This window comes from Rhodopseudomonas rhenobacensis (assembly GCF_014203125.1).
GTDB classification, from domain to species: Bacteria; Pseudomonadota; Alphaproteobacteria; order Rhizobiales; family Xanthobacteraceae; genus Rhodopseudomonas_A; species Rhodopseudomonas_A rhenobacensis.
The window spans coordinates 92,981-108,783 of sequence record NZ_JACHIH010000004.1; the positions used below are offsets into that span (position 1 = coordinate 92,981).

Sequence of the window (15,803 nt, forward strand, 5' to 3'; positions counted from 1 at the left end):
CGGTCACGATCCTGTTTTCGCCGCCAAACCGCCGAACCGGCGTTCACGGCGGGCGTATTCGGCGATCGCGCCCTCGAGCGCCGCCTTGTCGAAATCAGGCCAGTGAATCGGCACGAAAACAAGTTCGCTGTAGGCCGCCTGCCACATCAAAAAGTTGGAGAGCCGCTGCTCGCCGCTGGTGCGGATGATCAGGTCGGGATCGGGAATGTCGGGGGCGTCGAGATATTGGCTGAGGCTGTCCGGATCGATCGAGGCCGGATCGCGCTTGCCCTCGGCGACCTCGCGCGCCAGCCGCTGCGCGGCGTTGGCGATCTCCTGCCGCGAGCCGTAGTTGAAGGCGACCACCAGATTGAGCCGGGTGTTGTTGCGGGTCAGCTCTTCGGCCTCGGTCAGCAGCGCGCAAAGATCCGGCTCGAGGCCCTCGCGCTCGCCGATGACGCGCACCCGGACGCCGTCGCGGTGCAGCGTCGCCAGGTCGTTGCGGATGAAGCGCCGCAAGAGGCCGAACAGATCGCCGATTTCGCTGGCCGGGCGCGACCAGTTCTCCGAGCTGAACGAGAAAATCGTCAGATAGGCGATGCCGAGCTCGTTGGAGGCGCGGACCACACGGCGCAGCGCTTCGACCCCGCGGCGGTGGCCCTCGGCGCGCGGCAATCCGCGCGCCGCCGCCCAGCGGCCATTGCCATCCATGATGATGGCGACGTGCGCCGGCATATCGGATGAATCCGATCGGTCAGGCGCGGGCGCGGCGACGTTCGACATAGGTCAATTCCCAATGCGTAATCCGCGAAGAGGCTTCCCGTTTGCCGCAAACAACCAGTCCACCAGTAAGCTGCGCAATTTCCGATCGCAAGGCCACAGCGGGGGTCGACTTAGACGGTAAGAATTTCCTTCTCCTTAGTCGCCAGCAGCTGGTCAACCTCGAGAATGGTCGCGTCGGTCGCCTTCTGCACTTCGTGCGCCAGACGCTCCTGGTCGTCTTCGGAAATCTCGCTGCCCTTTTCGAGCTTCTTCAGGGTGTCGAGGCCGTCGCGGCGGACGTGGCGGACCGCGACCCGGGCCGCCTCGGCATATTTGTGCGCGACCTTGACCAATTCCTTGCGGCGCTCCTCGTTGAGCTCCGGAATCCGCAGCCGCAGCACCTGGCCCTCGGTGGCCGGGCTGAGGCCGAGATTGGAATCGACGATGGCCTTTTCGACCGCCTTGACCATCGACCTGTCCCACACCTGCACCGACAACAGCCGCGGTTCGGGGACGCTGATGGTGGCCACCTGGTTCAGCGGCATGTGGCTGCCATAGGCCTCGACCTGCACCGGCTCCAGCATCGAAGCCGCCGCGCGCCCGGTGCGCAACCCGCCCAGCTCGTGCTTGAGCGACTGGGTGGCGCCCTGCATGCGACGCTTCAATTCGTTGATGTCAAAACCGCCCGTTGGCATTGCCGCCTCTCCTTGCAAACTTACTCAAGACTCGCCGACGCCGTGGTCGGCGCCGCGATCAGCCCGCGACCACCGTGCCGCGCCCGGTCCCGCTCAGGATCGCGCCGATCGAACCGGCCTCGGCGATCGAAAAGACGATGATCGGCAGCGAGGTTTCGCGGGCCAGCGCGAACGCGGTGGCGTCCATCACCTTATAGCCGCCTTCCAGCGCCTGCGAATGCGACAGTCGTTCGAAACGCTGCGCCGATGGATCTTTTTTCGGATCGGCGCTGTAGACGCCGTCGACATTGGTGGCCTTCAGCACCGCCTGCGCGCCGATCTCGCCGGCCCGCAATACCGCCGTGGTATCGGTGGTGAAGAACGGATTGCCGGTGCCGCCGGCGAGCAGCACGATCTTGCCCTCGGCCAGGTAGCGATGCGCAGCACCTCGGGTGAACAGCTCGCAAACCTGCGGCATCACGAAGGCCGACAAGGTCCGCGCCGCCACCGCGCGGCGCTCGATCGCAGCCTCCAGCGCCAGACAGTTCATCACCGTGGCGAGCATGCCCATGGTATCGCCGGTCGGGCGCGACACCCCGCGCGACGATACTTCGACGCCGCGGAAGATGTTGCCGCCGCCGACCACCACGGCGATCTCGACGCCGAGTTTCTGCGCAGCGATCAGGTCGCCGGCGATCCGATCGATGGTCGGCTGGTCGATGCCGAATGACTGGTCGCCGGCGAAATACTCGCCGGACAGCTTGATCACGACCCGACGATAGATCGGCTCACCCATGATGCGATCGCTTCCTTCCGGCGCGGCTCCCGGCCGTTGCGGCCGGGAGGTCGTGTCGTCGATTACTTCTGGCCGCTGGCGGCGGCGACTTCGGCGGCGAAGTCCGAGGTCTGCTTCTCGATGCCTTCGCCGAGCGCGTAGCGCACGAACCCGGTGACCTTGATCGGCGCGCCGACCCGGCCCTCGGCTTCCTTGACCGCCTGCGCGACCGACTTGCCCTTGTCGTCGAAGATGAAGGCCTGCTCCATGAGACAGACTTCCTTGTAGTAGGTCTTCAGGCCGTTCTCGACGATCTTTTCGATCATCGCCTCGGGCTTGCCCTGCTGACGATACTTGTCGGCCATCACGTCCTTCTCGCGGCGCACCACGTCGGGATCGAGACCGGCGGGCTCCAGCGCCTGCGGGTTGGCGGAGGCGACGTGCATCGACAGCTGCTTGCCGAGCGCGGCCAGCTCGTCGGTCTTGCCGGCGGACTCCAGCGCCACGATCACGCCGAGCTTGCCGGCGCCCTCGGTGACGGCGTTATGCATGTAGCTCGCGACCACGCCCTGCCCGACTTCGAGCACGGCGGCGCGGCGCAGCGTCATGTTCTCGCCGATGGTGGCGATGGCGTCGGCAATTGCGGTCGCGACCGTCGAGGAGCCGACCGGCGCGGCGTTGATCTTGTCGAGATCGGCGCCGACCTTGAGCGCGACCTGGGCGATCATCTTGACCAGACCCTGGAACTGCTCGTTGCGGGCGACGAAGTCGGTCTCGGAATTGACCTCGACCAGCACGCCCTTGGTCTTGTCGGTCAACGCGCCGATCAAACCTTCGGCGGCGACGCGGCCGGCCTTCTTGGCGGCCTTCGACAGGCCCTTCTTGCGCAGCCAGTCGATCGCCGCCTGCATGTCGCCGTCGTTCTCGGTCAGCGCCTGCTTGCAATCCATCATGCCGACGCCGGTGGTCTCGCGCAGGTCCTTGACCATCGCCGCTGTAATCGTTGCCATCTTTGAACGTCCTTCTGCCTGTCAGGGCGCGCGCCGAGCAGCCAGGCCGCCGGGCACGATTTCGCCGTCAGGAATCGAAAATTGATTGTTGCCGCCGAAACATTGCGGCCGGATGTCCCGGCCGCAATGCGAATGCGTTATTCCGCTTCCGCGGTCATCGCCTTGGCCTGGGCAACCCAGCCATCGGCGCGGCTCGGCAGACCGACTTCTTCGCCGATCTTGTGCGCGGTGTCGCGGTCCAGTTCGGCCAGCTGCCAGAAATGGAAGATGCCGAGATCGTTGAACTTCTTCTCGATCGCGCCGGACACGCCGGTGAGCTTCTTGAGGTCGTCGGCGGTGCCGCGCGGCCCGGCCAGACCCTGGAAGGCGGTGGCGGCGGCGGGGGCCGCAGCGGCCGGCAGTTCTTCGCGCACCGGCGCCACCGAAGCGCCGACGTCGAAGCCGGAATCGCCCTGGGCGCGGGAGATGCCGTCGATCACCGCACGCGCGATCAGGTCGCAATACAGCGTGATGGCGCGGCCGGCGTCGTCATTGCCGGGGACCAGATAGGTGATGCCCTTGGGGTCGCAATTGGTGTCGACGATCGCCGCCACCGGGATGTTGAGCCGCTGGGCTTCCTGGATCGCGATGTCTTCCTTGTTGGTATCGATCACGAAGATCAGGTCGGGCAAGCCGCCCATGTCCTTGATGCCGCCGAGCGAGCGGTCGAGCTTGTCGCGCTCGCGCTGCAGCGTCAGCCGCTCCTTCTTGGTGTAGGCGTTGGCGTCGCCGGAATTCAGCACCTCGTCGAGGTGGCGCAGCCGCTTGATCGACCCGGAAATCGTCTTCCAGTTGGTCAGCGTGCCGCCGAGCCAGCGCGAATTGACGAAGTACTGCGCCGAGCGTTTGGCGGCTTCGGCGACGTTGTCCTGGGCCTGCCGCTTGGTGCCGACGAACAGCACGCGGCCGCCCTTGGCCACGGTGTCGCTGACCGCCTGAAGCGCGCGGTGCAGCAACGGCACGGTCTGCGCCAGATCGATGATGTGGATGTTGTTGCGGGCGCCAAAGATGTACTCGGCCATCTTCGGGTTCCAGCGGTGCGATTGGTGGCCGAAATGGACGCCGGCTTCGAGCAGCTGACGCATCGAGAATTCGGGAAGTGCCATCGTGATATTCTCCGGTTGGTTCCTCCGGAAGCGTGTGAGCACAAGGGCTTGCTGCAGATAGCCTGCAGCTCGGCCCGGATGCCACCGGACGGCGTTATTGCCATGCTTCCGTGTGAGATGGCGCGGTATATAGCCGGATTCTGCGCAGAAGCAAGGCAAATGGCCGGTTCGGGTGGGCGTGGGCACCCTCTTGGCAGAGGCCAGCACCACAACCGCACGTTGACTGAGCATCTCTCCGAGGACAAGATCAAACAGCTGCTTTGAAGTTGGGAAGAATGGCGAAAACCCAGGCCGAACAGTTGGTTGTCTGCATCGACAACGAGGGTTATGAGACCTCGCTGGAGAAGCGGAAGATCTATGTCGCCCTCCCCGACGCCGAGGCCGAGGCCGAGCAGCACGGTCTGATCCGCATCGTCGATGAATCCGCCGAGGACTATCTCTACCCGGCGACCTCGTTTCGGCCGATCGAGTTGCCGCAGGCGGTGAAAAAGGCGGTTTTGGCGGGTTGAGCTTCGCCCCTACACTGTCTGCACGTCGACGACGCCCTGCACGGCCTTGAGCGCGCCGGCGATCTGCGGCGACACCCGGAACCGGCCGGGTAGTTTCATTTCCACCTCGGTCTGCAGATCCAGCATCATCACCAGCGTGACCTCGCCCTCGCCGCCCGGCCGCTTTGGCTCGCCGGCCGGGGGCGCCGAGCCGCCGCCTTCCGGCATCTGCAGCCGGCGGGCGATGGAATCCAGCGGCGTGGTGTCGCGCAGGAAGATCCGCAGCCCCTTCTGGGTCTTGGCGGCGGCGTCATCGAGCGGTTCGGCGTGCAGGATGCGAGCGCGGACGTCCTCGCCCTGCAGTTCGGCGCCGAGCTGCAGCAACACCGCCCCGCCGGGCTCCAGCACCTCGCGATATTGCGCGAGGCCTTCGGAGAACAACACCGCCTCGAAATGCCCGGTCGGATCGGACAGCCCGAGGATGCCCATCTTGTTGCCGGTCTTGGTGCGCCGCTCCATCCGCGACACCACGGTGGCGGCGACCTTGCCGGCGGTGGCGCCCGACTTCACCGCGCGGCAGAACTCGGCCCAGGACTGCACCCGCAGCCGCTTCAGCGCGGTGGCGTAATCGTCGAGCGGATGGCCGGACAGGAAGAAGCCGATGGCGTCGTATTCGCGGCGCAGCCGCTCCGCCGGCAGCCACCCCTCGATCTGCGGCAGCATGATGGTCGGCGCGTCGGCCATGCCGCCGAACATGTCGTCCTGGCCCATCGCCGCCGCCTCATGGTGGCGCTGGCAGGCCGCCATGATGGCGTCGGCGCCGCCGAACACCGCGGCGCGGTTGGGATTGAGCTGGTCGAAGGCGCCGGCGGCGGCGAGGCTTTCGATCACCCGCTTGTTGATCGCCTTCGGGTTCACCTTGGCGGCAAAGTCCGCCAGCGAGGTGAACAGCCCGGCCTTGCGCCCCTCGACGATCAGCTCGACCGCCTGCTGCCCGACGCCCTTCAGCGCGGCGAGCGCGTAGTAGATCACGCCGTCGGCGACCTCGAAGGTCGGCCCGGAGCGGTTGACGCTCGGCGCCTCGAGCTTGATGCCGAGCCGCTGCGCCTCGGCGCGGAATTCCGACAGCTTGTCGGTGTTGTGGATTTCCAGCGTCATCGACGCCGCGAGAAACTCCACCGGGTAATGCGCCTTCATGTAGGCGGTGTGGTACGAGACCAGCGCGTAGGCCGCAGCGTGGCTCTTGTTGAAGCCGTAGTCGGCGAACTTCGCCAGCAATTCAAAGATGGCGTCGGCCTGCGCCTTGGGCACGCCGTGCTCGACCGAGCCGGCGACGAAGCCGGCGCGCTGCTTCTCCATCTCGGCGCGGATCTTCTTGCCCATCGCGCGGCGCAACAGGTCGGCTTGGCCGAGCGAGTAGCCGGCCATCACCTGGGCGATCTGCATCACCTGTTCCTGATAGATGATGACGCCGAAGGTTTCCTTGAGGATCGACTCCAGGATCGGGTGCAGATATTCCGGCTCCTCGTCGCCGTGCTTGCGGGCGCAATAGGTCGGGATGTTGGCCATCGGGCCCGGCCGATACAGCGCCACGAGGGCAATGATGTCCTCGAAACGGTCGGGCCGCATGTCGACCAGCGCCCGGCGCATGCCCTGACTTTCCAGCTGGAACACGCCGACCACGTCGCCGCGCCCGAGCATCGCGAACGTGTCGGGATCGTCGAGCGGCAGCGTCGGCAGCGAGACTATCACGCCGCGCTGCTTCAATAGCTTCACCGCGACGTCGAGCACGGTCAGCGTCTTCAGGCCGAGGAAGTCGAATTTGACCAGCCCGGCCGGCTCCACCCATTTCATGTTGAACTGGGTGACCGGCATGTCGGATTTCGGATCGCGATACATCGGCACCAGCTCGGAGAGCGGGCGGTCGCCGATCACGATGCCGGCGGCGTGGGTCGAGGCGTGGCGGGTCAGACCTTCCAGCCGCTGCGCGATGTTGAAGGCGCGCGCCACCACCGGGTCCTCGTCGCGGAACGCCTGCAGCTTCGGCTCGCTTTCGATCGCCTGCTTCAGCGTCACCGGCGCCGCCGGGTTCTGCGGCACCAGCTTGGTCAGCTTGTCGACCTGGCCGTAGGGCATCTGCAGCACCCGGCCGACGTCGCGCAGCACGCCGCGCGCCTGCAGCGTCCCGAAGGTGATGATCTGCGCCACCTGGTCGCGGCCGTAGCGGCGCTGCACGTATTCGATCACTTCGCCGCGGCGGTCCTGGCAGAAGTCGATGTCGAAGTCGGGCATCGACACGCGTTCCGGATTGAGGAAGCGCTCGAACAAGAGGCCAAAGCGGATCGGATCGAGGTCGGTGATGGTCAGCGCATAGGCCACCAGCGATCCCGCGCCGGAGCCGCGGCCGGGGCCGACCGGAATGCCGTTCTCCTTGGCCCATTTGATGAAGTCGCCGACGATCAGGAAGTAGCCGGCATATTGCATCCGGGTGATGATGCCGAGTTCGAATTCCAGCCGCGCGCGGTAGTCCTCTTCGGTGGCGCCTTTCGCCACGCCGTGCAGCTGAAGGCGTTTGGTCAAGCCCTGCTCGGCCTGCGCCCGCACCTCGTCGGCTTCGTTGCTGGAAGCCGCGGCGGCGTGGCTGCCGGTGCCGGCGCCGACGGTGAAATGCGGCAGGATCGGCTTGCGGGTCCGCGGCCGGAACGCGCAGCGCTCGGCGATTTCCACCGTCGAGGCCAACGCCTCCGGCAGGTCGGCGAACAGCACCGCCATCTCGGCCCGGGTCTTGAAGCGGTGATCCGGGGTCAGCTGCGGACGGTCGCTCTCCGCCACCAGCCGGCCGCCGGCGATGCACAACAGCGCGTCGTGCGCTTCGTAATCGTCGGTGGTGGCGAAATACGGCTCGTTGGTCGCCACCAGCGGCAGGCCTTTGGCGTAGGCCAGATCGATCAGCGCCGCCTCGGCGCGGCGCTCGGCATCGACGCCGTGACGCTGCAGTTCGACATAGAGCCGGTCGCCAAACAGTTTGGCCAGGCGCGCGCAGCGGTCTTCGGCCAGGGATGCATGGTCGGCGTTGAACGCTAGTGAGATCGGGCCGTCCGGTCCGCCGGTCAGCGCGATCAGATCCTCGGCCTCCCCGTCGAGCCAGTCGAGCTTGATGTGCGGGATCTGGTTGACCGGGGTCTCAAGGAAAGCCCGCGAATTCAGTTTGATCAGGCTGCGATAGCCGCGCTCGCGCGCCGCCAGCAGCACGATCCGCGACGGCGCCGCCGACAGCGCGTTGCGGGCATTGGGGTCGAGATCGCCGAAATCGATCGCCAGCTCGCAGCCGACGATCGGCTGAATGCCGTAGCCGGCCATCTTCTCGGAGAATTCCAGCGCCCCGAACATATTGTCGGTGTCGGTCAGCGCCAGTGCCGGCTGGTGGTCGGCCTTGGCGAGCTCACACAGCTTGGCGACCTTGATCGAGCCCCGCAGCAGCGAATACGCCGAATGCACGTGCAGATGAACGAATCCGGCATTGCTCATGACGCGGCGTCATATCCAGGACTGAGGACGGCGCGACCGGAGTGGCTCCGGTCGACTCGGACCTTATGGTGCGTCGCTGCGAACCGCCTGTAAACCGGCACCGCAGCAACCAGTCCCGCTGTCCCCAGCCGCAGCCTGAGGTTTGCCTCACAATTGTGGAATCACCTGGGCCCAGACCGCGATCATCCCGACGAACAGCACGATCGACGCCAGCGCCGCGGCCTCTTCAACGAAGGTCTTCAACATCTCAGCCTCCCTGGTTGGAACATAACCAGAACATTGTTCTTGATCCGTTCCAAAGTCAAGCCGGCCGCGAAGCCTCGGAACAAGATGGCTGACGAAGTGTAAATTCGCCGGCGGTCGCGTTGCGGCGGATGGCACCTGCGCGGCGAAGTGAGTTGACGCGGCAGCCGCGGAGCGGCTTGCTCCATCACGTGGAATCACAGACGGCTGCGGCCGGTTGGAGGATAAGATGCGTGCTGCACTTTTGGCTTTGCTGGCGCTCGGCGCCGTGTCGGCGATCGATACGACGCCGGCCGAGGCCCGGGACTATCCGTTCTGCATCAAGGGCAAGGACTACGCTCAGGTGCTGGGCGACTGCAGCTTCTCGACCTATCAGCAATGCCAGGCCACGGCCTCCGGCCGTTACGCCTATTGCGACACCAATCCGTATTACAGCTTCGGCGCGGTCGAACAGGAGCCGCAGCCGCGGCGCAGCCGGCGTCACTATCGCGATTGAATCCTCGCATAGGCTCCGGCGAACGCGGCCGGTGGAGGCGTTCAGGCGCCCCCCCGTCGCAGCACGACGTCCGCCCCGGGGATCACTCCCGGGCCACCGCGGACAGCTTGATTGGAGAAATCGATGCGGATCGCGGCTTTGATCGCTCTGGGCGTCCTCGCCCTTCCCTCGACGGCGCTCGCCCGGGACTATCCGGTCTGCCTGCGGGTCTACCAAGGCTACGTCGATTATTACGACGAATGCGCCTACACCTCGATCCCGCAATGTCAGATGTCGGCGTCCGGCCGCGCCGCGCAGTGCCTGGAGAACCCGTGGTATGCCGCGCCGGTGCAGCGGCAACCGGCGCCGCGTGCGCGGACGCATCGGCGTCATCACCGGCATTGAGCCGCAGGCGGGAAAGCAATCCGGGAACGATCGCTGATCGTTGCTTTTTTCTTGACGATCTACGCGGCGATCGTGGGCGCCGCCGACCTCGCTCGTGAATTGCCGCGCGAGCTAATCCAGTTCGATGACCTGGCCGTCCTGGATCGAGACGCGACGGTCCATCCGCGCGGCCAATTCCATATTATGCGTGGCGATCAGCATCGCCACCTGGGTGGCGCGGACCAGCTGCATCAAAGCCTGAAACACGTGATCGGCGGTGTGCAGATCGAGATTGCCGGTCGGCTCGTCGGCGAACAGCACGCGTGGCGCGTTGGCCACCGCCCGCGCGATCGCGACCCGCTGCTGCTCGCCGCCGGACAGTTCCGCCGGGCGGTGGGTGATGCGGTCGCCAAGCCCGAGATAGGCCAGGATTTCCTTGGCCCGCTCGATGGTCTCGGATCGCTTCAAGCCGCGGATCATCTGCGGCAGCATGACGTTTTCCAACGCGGAGAATTCCGGCAACAGCCGGTGCGACTGATAGACGAAGCCGATGTCGGTGCGACGGATCTGAGTGCGCTCGGCGTCGCTGAGGCCCGAGGTGGCGGTGCCGCCGACATAGACCTCGCCTTCGTCCGGATGCTCGAGCAGTCCGGCGATATGCAGCAGCGTCGATTTGCCTGCACCGGATGGCGCTACGAGTGCCACCGACTGGCCAGCCCACAGCGCCAGCTTGGCGCCGTTGAGGATGGTCAGGATCGACTCGCCCTGAACGTACTGCCGCTTGACGTCGTGCAGATAGACGACCGGGACTTCTTCAGCGACCTCCTCCATCGTCGTGCTCACTCGTACCTCAACGCTTCGACGGGATCGAGCCGGGCCGCGCGCCACGACGGATAGAGGGTGGCGAGGAACGACAGCGTCAGCGCCATGATCACCACCGCGGCGGTTTCGCCGACGTCGACCTCGGCGGGTAGCCGCGACAGGAAATACAATTCCGGCGAGAACAGCTCGGTGTTGGTCAGCCAGGACAGGAACTGGCGGATCGACTCGATGTTCAGACAGACCAGGAGGCCGACCAGAAATCCGGTCAGGGTGCCGACCACGCCGATCGCAGCGCCGGTGATCAGGAAGATCCGCATGATCGAGCCCTGCGAGGCGCCCATGGTGCGCAGAATGGCGATGTCGCTACCCTTGTCCTTCACCAGCATGATCAGCCCGGAGACGATGTTGAGCGCCGCCACCAGCACGATCAGCGTCAGGATCAGGAACATGACGTTGCGCTCGACCTGCAGCGCGTTGAAGAAGGTGGAGTTGCGCTGCCGCCAGTCGACCAAGAACACCGGCCGCCCCGCCGCCTCGGTGACGCTCTTGCGGAAGGCGTCGATCTTGTCGGGGTTGTTGGTGAACACCTCGATCGCGGTGACGTCGGAGGCGCGGTTGAAATAGGCCTGCGCCTCGGGCAACGGCATGAACACGAAGCCGCTGTCGTATTCCGACATCCCGATCTCGAACACCGCGGTGACCTTATAGGGCTTGATCCGCGGCGTGGTCCCCATCGGGGTCACCGCGCCGCGCGGCGCCACCAGCGTAATGCTGTCGCCGGCGTGCAGCGACAATTGGTCGGCGAGCCGTCGCCCGATCGCGACGCCCTGGCCCTCGTCAAAACCTTCCAGCGTGCCCTGCTTGATGTTCTTGGCGATCGAGGTGAGGTTGTTCAGATCGTCGGCGCGCATGCCGCGCACCAGCACGCCCGAGGCATTGAACGGCGAGGACGCCAAGGCCTGGCCGTCGACCACGGGTGCGGCGAGCCGGATGCCGGCGACGCCCGAGATGCGCTCGGCGACGTCCTTCCAGTCGGTCAACGGGCTTTCCAGCGGCTGCACCAGCAAATGGCCGTTGAGGCCCAAAATCTTGTCCAGCAGTTCCTTGCGGAAGCCGTTCATCACCGCCATCACGATGATCAAGGTGGCGACGCCGAGCATGATGCCGAGGAAGGAAAACCCGGCGATCACCGAGATGAATCCCTCCTTGCGTCGTGCGCGCAGATAGCGTCCGGACAGCAGCCATTCGAATGGCGCGAAAGGTGGGGTTCGAACTGGCTCGCTCATGGCTTCATCCATAGTCCGAATCTCACACGATTCGGGCTTATTCTAGCCTCGCCGTCCGCGCCGTCGCGACCGCACGGTGGATAAGTCGTTATGTCGTCAGCCGTGCGACGGCCTCCGCCGGGGTCACATTCTCGCGCGAGCCGTCGGCGCGGCGCTTCAATTCGACGGTGCCGTCGGCCAGCCCCTTCGGTCCGACCAGGATCTGCCACGGAATCCCGATCAGGTCCGCGGTGGCGAATTTGCCGCCGGCGCGCTGGTCGGTGTCGTCATAGAGCACGTCGACGCCCTTGGCGGAGAGCTCCTTGTAGAGCGCCTCGCAGGCGGCGTCGGTGTCGGCCGCGCCCTGTTTCAGGTTCAGGATCGCGGCGCGGAACGGCGCCACCGCCTCCGGCCATTTGATGCCGTTCTCGTCGTGGCAGGCCTCGATGATCGCGCCGACCAGGCGCGACACGCCGACGCCGTAGGAGCCGCCATGGATCGGCGCATCGACGCCGTCGGGTCCGGCGACCAGCGCCTTCATCTTGTCGGAATATTTGGTGCCGAAATAGAAGATCTGGCCGACCTCGATGCCGCGGGTGTTGAGCTTCTTCTCGGCCGGGACTTCGCGCTCGAAGCGCTCGGCGTCGTGCACGTCCTCGGTCGCCGCATAGACCGAGGTCCATTGCTTGATGATCGCCGTCAGATCGCCGTCATAGTCGACGTCGTCGCCCGGCACCGGCAGGTTCAGCACGTCGCTGTCGCAGAACACTCCGGATTCGCCGGTGTCGGCCAGCACGATGAATTCGTGGCTGAGGTCGCCGCCGATCGGGCCGGTCTCGGCGCGCATCGGGATCGCCTTCAGGCCCATCCGGGCGAAGGTCCGGAGATAGGCGACGAACATCCGGTTGTAAGATTTGCGCGCCGCGGCCTCGTCGATATCGAACGAATAGGCGTCCTTCATCAGGAATTCGCGGCCGCGCATCACGCCGAACCGCGGGCGCTGCTCGTCGCGGAATTTCCATTGGATGTGATAGAGGTTGAGCGGCAGGTTCTTGTAGGAGCGGACGTAGCTGCGGAAGATCTCGGTGATCATTTCCTCGTTGGTCGGCCCATACAGCAGTTCGCGCTTGTGCCGGTCGGTGATGCGCAGCATCTCCGGGCCGTAGGCGTCGTAGCGGCCGCTTTCGCGCCACAGGTCGGCGAGCTGCAGCGTCGGCATCAGGCATTCGATGGCGCCGGCGCGGTTCTGTTCTTCCCTCACGATCTGCTCGATTTTCTTCAGCACCCGCAGCCCGAGCGGCAGCCAGGCATAGATGCCGGCGGCCTCCTGCCGCAGCATGCCGGCGCGCAGCATCAGCCGATGCGAGACGATTTCCGCCTCCTTCGGTGTTTCCTTCAGGATCGGCAAAAAGAACCGCGACAATCGCATGGGGATACTCAAGAATCGGTGGGACAAGGGCGGACGGCAGTGAAACCGGATTGAATGCCAAAACACAAGGGCGCGGCCGCAGCAAGGCGGAAAACCCTGCGGCCGACGGTGCTGCGCTGCGGTCAAGGCAGTTCGAGCTGCGCCTCGAGCGACAGTTTGTCGAAATCATCGACCAGGATGCCCAGACCGAGCACCCAGCGGCCGGGCAACCGCGTGGTGAGCGTCGCCCGCCAGCGGCCGTCGTCGCCCCGCCTCGCTTGGGCCGTGATCGGTTCGATCTGCAGCTCCGGCCGCGCCAACGTCACGATGAGCGCCTGGGCTGCGAACGGATGCTTGTCGGGCGTGGTGAGCGCGACGGTGATTTCGACGCCGCCGGCCGCCGCGGCGACGTTGACCTGCGCCAGCACCCGGTCGGTGCGGATCTCGGTGGTGAGTGGCGGTTGCCGCGCAGCGGCGATCGCCGCCGGCGGCGGCGTGAAGCGCCACAGACCGACCACGCCGAGGATGATTGCGACCAGCGCCAATTCGACCACGATCGACCGCCGCAACAGCCGCCTCGGCTTGTCGCCTCCGCGAGCGATCCGCGGCGTCAGCCACGCCCGGTTGCCGGCCGCGATCGCCAGCAGGATCAGCACCAATGCCAGCTTGATCATCAGCACGCGGCCGTAGTCGCTGCGCCACAGCGCGTCGGGCCGCGGCAACTCGATCAGCGTCAGCGCGACGCCGCTGCCAAGCAGCGACGCCACCGCCCAGGGAATGGCGTTGGAAAACCGCCGCAACGTCGGCAGCGCCGCCTCGCCCGGCGCATTCATCGCTTGATACAATGGCCACAGCGCGCCGATCCAGAACGCCAGGCTGACGCCGTGCAAGAACACCGCGGTGGACGCGAGCGCGCGTGGCGTGGCGCTGGCGGCGTGGCCGCTGAGCGCCAGCGTCGCCCCGACGCACAGCATCGCGGCGACCGCAGCCGCCCTCGCCGCCGTCCCCGGCCGCCACAGCGAAACCAGCCCGAGGACAAGCCCGGCCGCCGCGGCGGTCGTCGACCAGCCGAATGAGCCGCGCAGCCCCGCGCTCCACACCGCGCTCGTCACTAATGCGCTCGCCGGCGCGTCCAGCGCGTCGAGCCCCTGCAATCCGATGGCAACGCCCACCGCGAGCAGCGCCGCGACACAAGCCGTCACGCTGACGCCGCGGGCACCGCGGAAGTTCTTCGGTTGCAGCCAGGCCGCGAAGAACGCGCCGCCGATGCCGACGAACAGCCCGATATCGATGATCAGCTGCACGGTCCAAATCGCGGCTTGCAGCGCGAAAGCAATGGAGCGCACCAGTTGCGGCGCGGCGACAGCCCCTGCTCCGATCGAGAAGCCGAACGAGCCGCCGACCGGGTGGCCGTCCTCCGACATTACCCGCCAGCTGAGAAGATAGCTACCGCCCTGCAGCGGCTGAGGCGGCGTCAGGATCAGCGTCGGTCCGCGCCGCGCGATATTGCCGAACTCAATGGCGCGACCATCGGAGCCAATGATCCGCACCACCAGCGGCGAGACCTCGTCGCTGAAGGTCAGCGTCAGGGTCGCCGGCGCGACGGCGAGCACCGCGTCGGCGACCGGATCGCTCGACACCAGGCTGGCATGCGCCAGTGCGAGACCGGGCTGCGCCAGCACCAGCACGATCCACAAGAGCGCCCGCGACAGCCAAAGCGCGACGCTTCGCGCTTTGGCGATGGGCTTGGCGGCCTGCCCGCTCAAGGCGCCTTCGGCTTCAACCGCAGCACCGGCGCCGGCTCGTGCAGCTTGTCCGCCGATTGCCCTGCCGCGGGAATTTCGATCCAGCGGTTCACGCCCTGCTCGCATTCCTGCACCACCGGGAAATACAGCGTCTGCCCCGCACCGTCGGGCGTCTTCATCTGCAGACCGAAGCTGTCGTAGAGATGGTCCGGCAACGGCCCGCCGCGCCACGACACTTCGTCGACCACCTCGGTGATGGTCTTGCCGTGCAGCCCGGCGACCGGCGCGTCGAGCGTACGTTTCTTGATCTCGACGCTCCAGCCCGGCTTCATCTGCGGCTTCACCGACATCACGCCGTTCGGGATCTTGACCCGCACCGCGACCGTGGCGCTGCCGTCGCAGCCATGCGCGACATTCAGCGCCGCCTCGACATAGCTGCCGGCAGCCGCCTCGTTGGGGCGAAGCGTGACGTGGGCGTCGGCCGCGGTCGCACCGAGGCCGAGCAGGACCGCCACCAGCGAAACGCGGCAGCTCATCGCCGTCATCGCACCGCTCACTTCGACATCTTCATGCCGGAGTGATCGGGCGCCATCTTGTGCGCGTCGCTCGTGGCGGCCGGCGCCTGCGCGCCGACGCCCTGCACGTCGAGCGTCACGTCGACCTTGCCGGCCTTCTCGAAGGTCAGCGTCACCGGCACCTGCTCGCCCTGCTTCAGACCGCCCTTCAGCTCCATCAGCATCAAATGATAGCCGCCGGGCGCCAGCTTGACGCTCTGGCCCGGCGCGATCGCGAGCCCTTTGTCGAGCGGCCGCATCGTCATCACGCCATTATCCATGCTCATCTCATGCAGCTCAACCTTGCCGGCGATCGCGGCGGTGCCGCTCAGCAGACGGTCCGGCGCGGTGCCCTTGTTCTCGATGGTGAGATAACCGCCGGCGACCTTGGCGCCGCCCGGCGTGGCGCGGCTCCAGGGCTGCGTGATCAGCAGATCGCCGACCTTGGCATCCTCGGCCTGCGCCGCAGACGCCGCCGCCAGGATAAGTGCCGCACAGGCGGCGATATGAGACATCATCTTCATGGATAGCTCCTTGTTGACGAGT

At 66.3% G+C, this 15,803-nt stretch carries 15 protein-coding genes; 3 read left to right on the forward strand and 12 right to left on the reverse strand.

Translation table 11 applies throughout. The features are described 5' to 3' along the window. Positions 1–3 precede the first annotated feature (3 nt). The 5 genes from HNR60_RS05400 to HNR60_RS05420 all read right to left on the reverse strand — a co-directional run bounded on the left by HNR60_RS05400 (position 4) and on the right by HNR60_RS05420 (position 4,345). Positions 4–762 carry an isoprenyl transferase gene (locus HNR60_RS05400; RefSeq protein ID WP_184255111.1) on the reverse strand — a complete coding sequence of 253 codons (759 nt, stop codon included), beginning with the start codon at positions 760–762 and terminating at the stop codon, positions 4–6. 110 nt (positions 763–872) lie between these two features. Then, the gene (gene frr, locus HNR60_RS05405; protein ID WP_184255113.1) at positions 873–1,436 is read right to left on the reverse strand and encodes a ribosome recycling factor; all 564 of its coding nucleotides are present in this window, start codon (positions 1,434–1,436) and stop codon (positions 873–875) included. Positions 1,437–1,494: 58 nt separating this feature from the next. Next, a complete protein-coding gene (pyrH, locus tag HNR60_RS05410; RefSeq protein WP_184255115.1) occupies positions 1,495–2,211 on the reverse strand; it encodes a UMP kinase in 717 nt (238 codons plus the stop codon). A 62-nt stretch (positions 2,212–2,273) separates the two neighbouring features. Then, the gene (gene tsf, locus HNR60_RS05415; protein ID WP_184255117.1) at positions 2,274–3,200 is read right to left on the reverse strand and encodes a translation elongation factor Ts; all 927 of its coding nucleotides are present in this window, start codon (positions 3,198–3,200) and stop codon (positions 2,274–2,276) included. A 137-nt stretch (positions 3,201–3,337) separates the two neighbouring features. Then, on the reverse strand, positions 3,338–4,345 hold the full coding sequence (locus tag HNR60_RS05420) for a 30S ribosomal protein S2 (RefSeq protein ID WP_184255119.1): 1,008 nt from the start codon (positions 4,343–4,345) through the stop codon (positions 3,338–3,340). A gap of 275 nt (positions 4,346–4,620) precedes the next feature. Here HNR60_RS05420 and HNR60_RS05425 point away from each other — a divergent pair, with 275 nt between their 5' ends. Beyond that, a complete protein-coding gene (locus HNR60_RS05425; RefSeq protein WP_184255121.1) occupies positions 4,621–4,854 on the forward strand; it encodes a hypothetical protein in 234 nt (77 codons plus the stop codon). A gap of 9 nt (positions 4,855–4,863) precedes the next feature. On the opposite strand, the gene dnaE is transcribed toward HNR60_RS05425, so the two are convergent. Next, positions 4,864–8,361, reverse strand: a complete 3,498-nt coding sequence (dnaE, locus tag HNR60_RS05430; protein WP_184255123.1) for a DNA polymerase III subunit alpha — start codon at positions 8,359–8,361, stop codon at positions 4,864–4,866. Between the two features lie 472 nt (positions 8,362–8,833). Here dnaE and HNR60_RS05435 point away from each other — a divergent pair, with 472 nt between their 5' ends. Further along, positions 8,834–9,100 carry a DUF3551 domain-containing protein gene (locus HNR60_RS05435; protein WP_184255141.1) on the forward strand — a complete coding sequence of 89 codons (267 nt, stop codon included), beginning with the start codon at positions 8,834–8,836 and terminating at the stop codon, positions 9,098–9,100. A 123-nt stretch (positions 9,101–9,223) separates the two neighbouring features. Then, positions 9,224–9,484 (forward strand): DUF3551 domain-containing protein, encoded by a 261-nt coding sequence (locus tag HNR60_RS05440; protein ID WP_184255143.1) that lies wholly within the window; start codon positions 9,224–9,226, stop codon positions 9,482–9,484. A gap of 111 nt (positions 9,485–9,595) precedes the next feature. On the opposite strand, the gene HNR60_RS05445 is transcribed toward HNR60_RS05440, so the two are convergent. The 6 genes from HNR60_RS05445 to HNR60_RS05470 form a co-directional block, all read right to left on the reverse strand. Further along, positions 9,596–10,294 (reverse strand): ABC transporter ATP-binding protein, encoded by a 699-nt coding sequence (locus HNR60_RS05445; protein ID WP_184255494.1) that lies wholly within the window; start codon positions 10,292–10,294, stop codon positions 9,596–9,598. An 8-nt stretch (positions 10,295–10,302) separates the two neighbouring features. Beyond that, a complete protein-coding gene (locus tag HNR60_RS05450) occupies positions 10,303–11,583 on the reverse strand; it encodes a lipoprotein-releasing ABC transporter permease subunit (protein WP_184255145.1) in 1,281 nt (426 codons plus the stop codon). A gap of 76 nt (positions 11,584–11,659) precedes the next feature. Then, a complete protein-coding gene (gene proS / locus HNR60_RS05455; RefSeq protein WP_184255148.1) occupies positions 11,660–12,979 on the reverse strand; it encodes a proline--tRNA ligase in 1,320 nt (439 codons plus the stop codon). A 122-nt stretch (positions 12,980–13,101) separates the two neighbouring features. Next, entirely contained in the window at positions 13,102–14,724 is a 1,623-nt protein-coding gene (locus HNR60_RS05460) for a copper resistance CopC/CopD family protein (protein WP_184255150.1), read from the reverse strand. Then, positions 14,721–15,248, reverse strand: a complete 528-nt coding sequence (locus HNR60_RS05465) for a YcnI family protein (RefSeq protein ID WP_184255496.1) — start codon at positions 15,246–15,248, stop codon at positions 14,721–14,723. The genes HNR60_RS05460 and HNR60_RS05465 overlap by 4 nt, the downstream gene beginning before the upstream one ends. Before the next feature lie 8 nt (positions 15,249–15,256). Beyond that, on the reverse strand, positions 15,257–15,781 hold the full coding sequence (locus HNR60_RS05470; RefSeq protein WP_184255152.1) for a copper chaperone PCu(A)C: 525 nt from the start codon (positions 15,779–15,781) through the stop codon (positions 15,257–15,259). Positions 15,782–15,803: the final 22 nt, after the last annotated feature.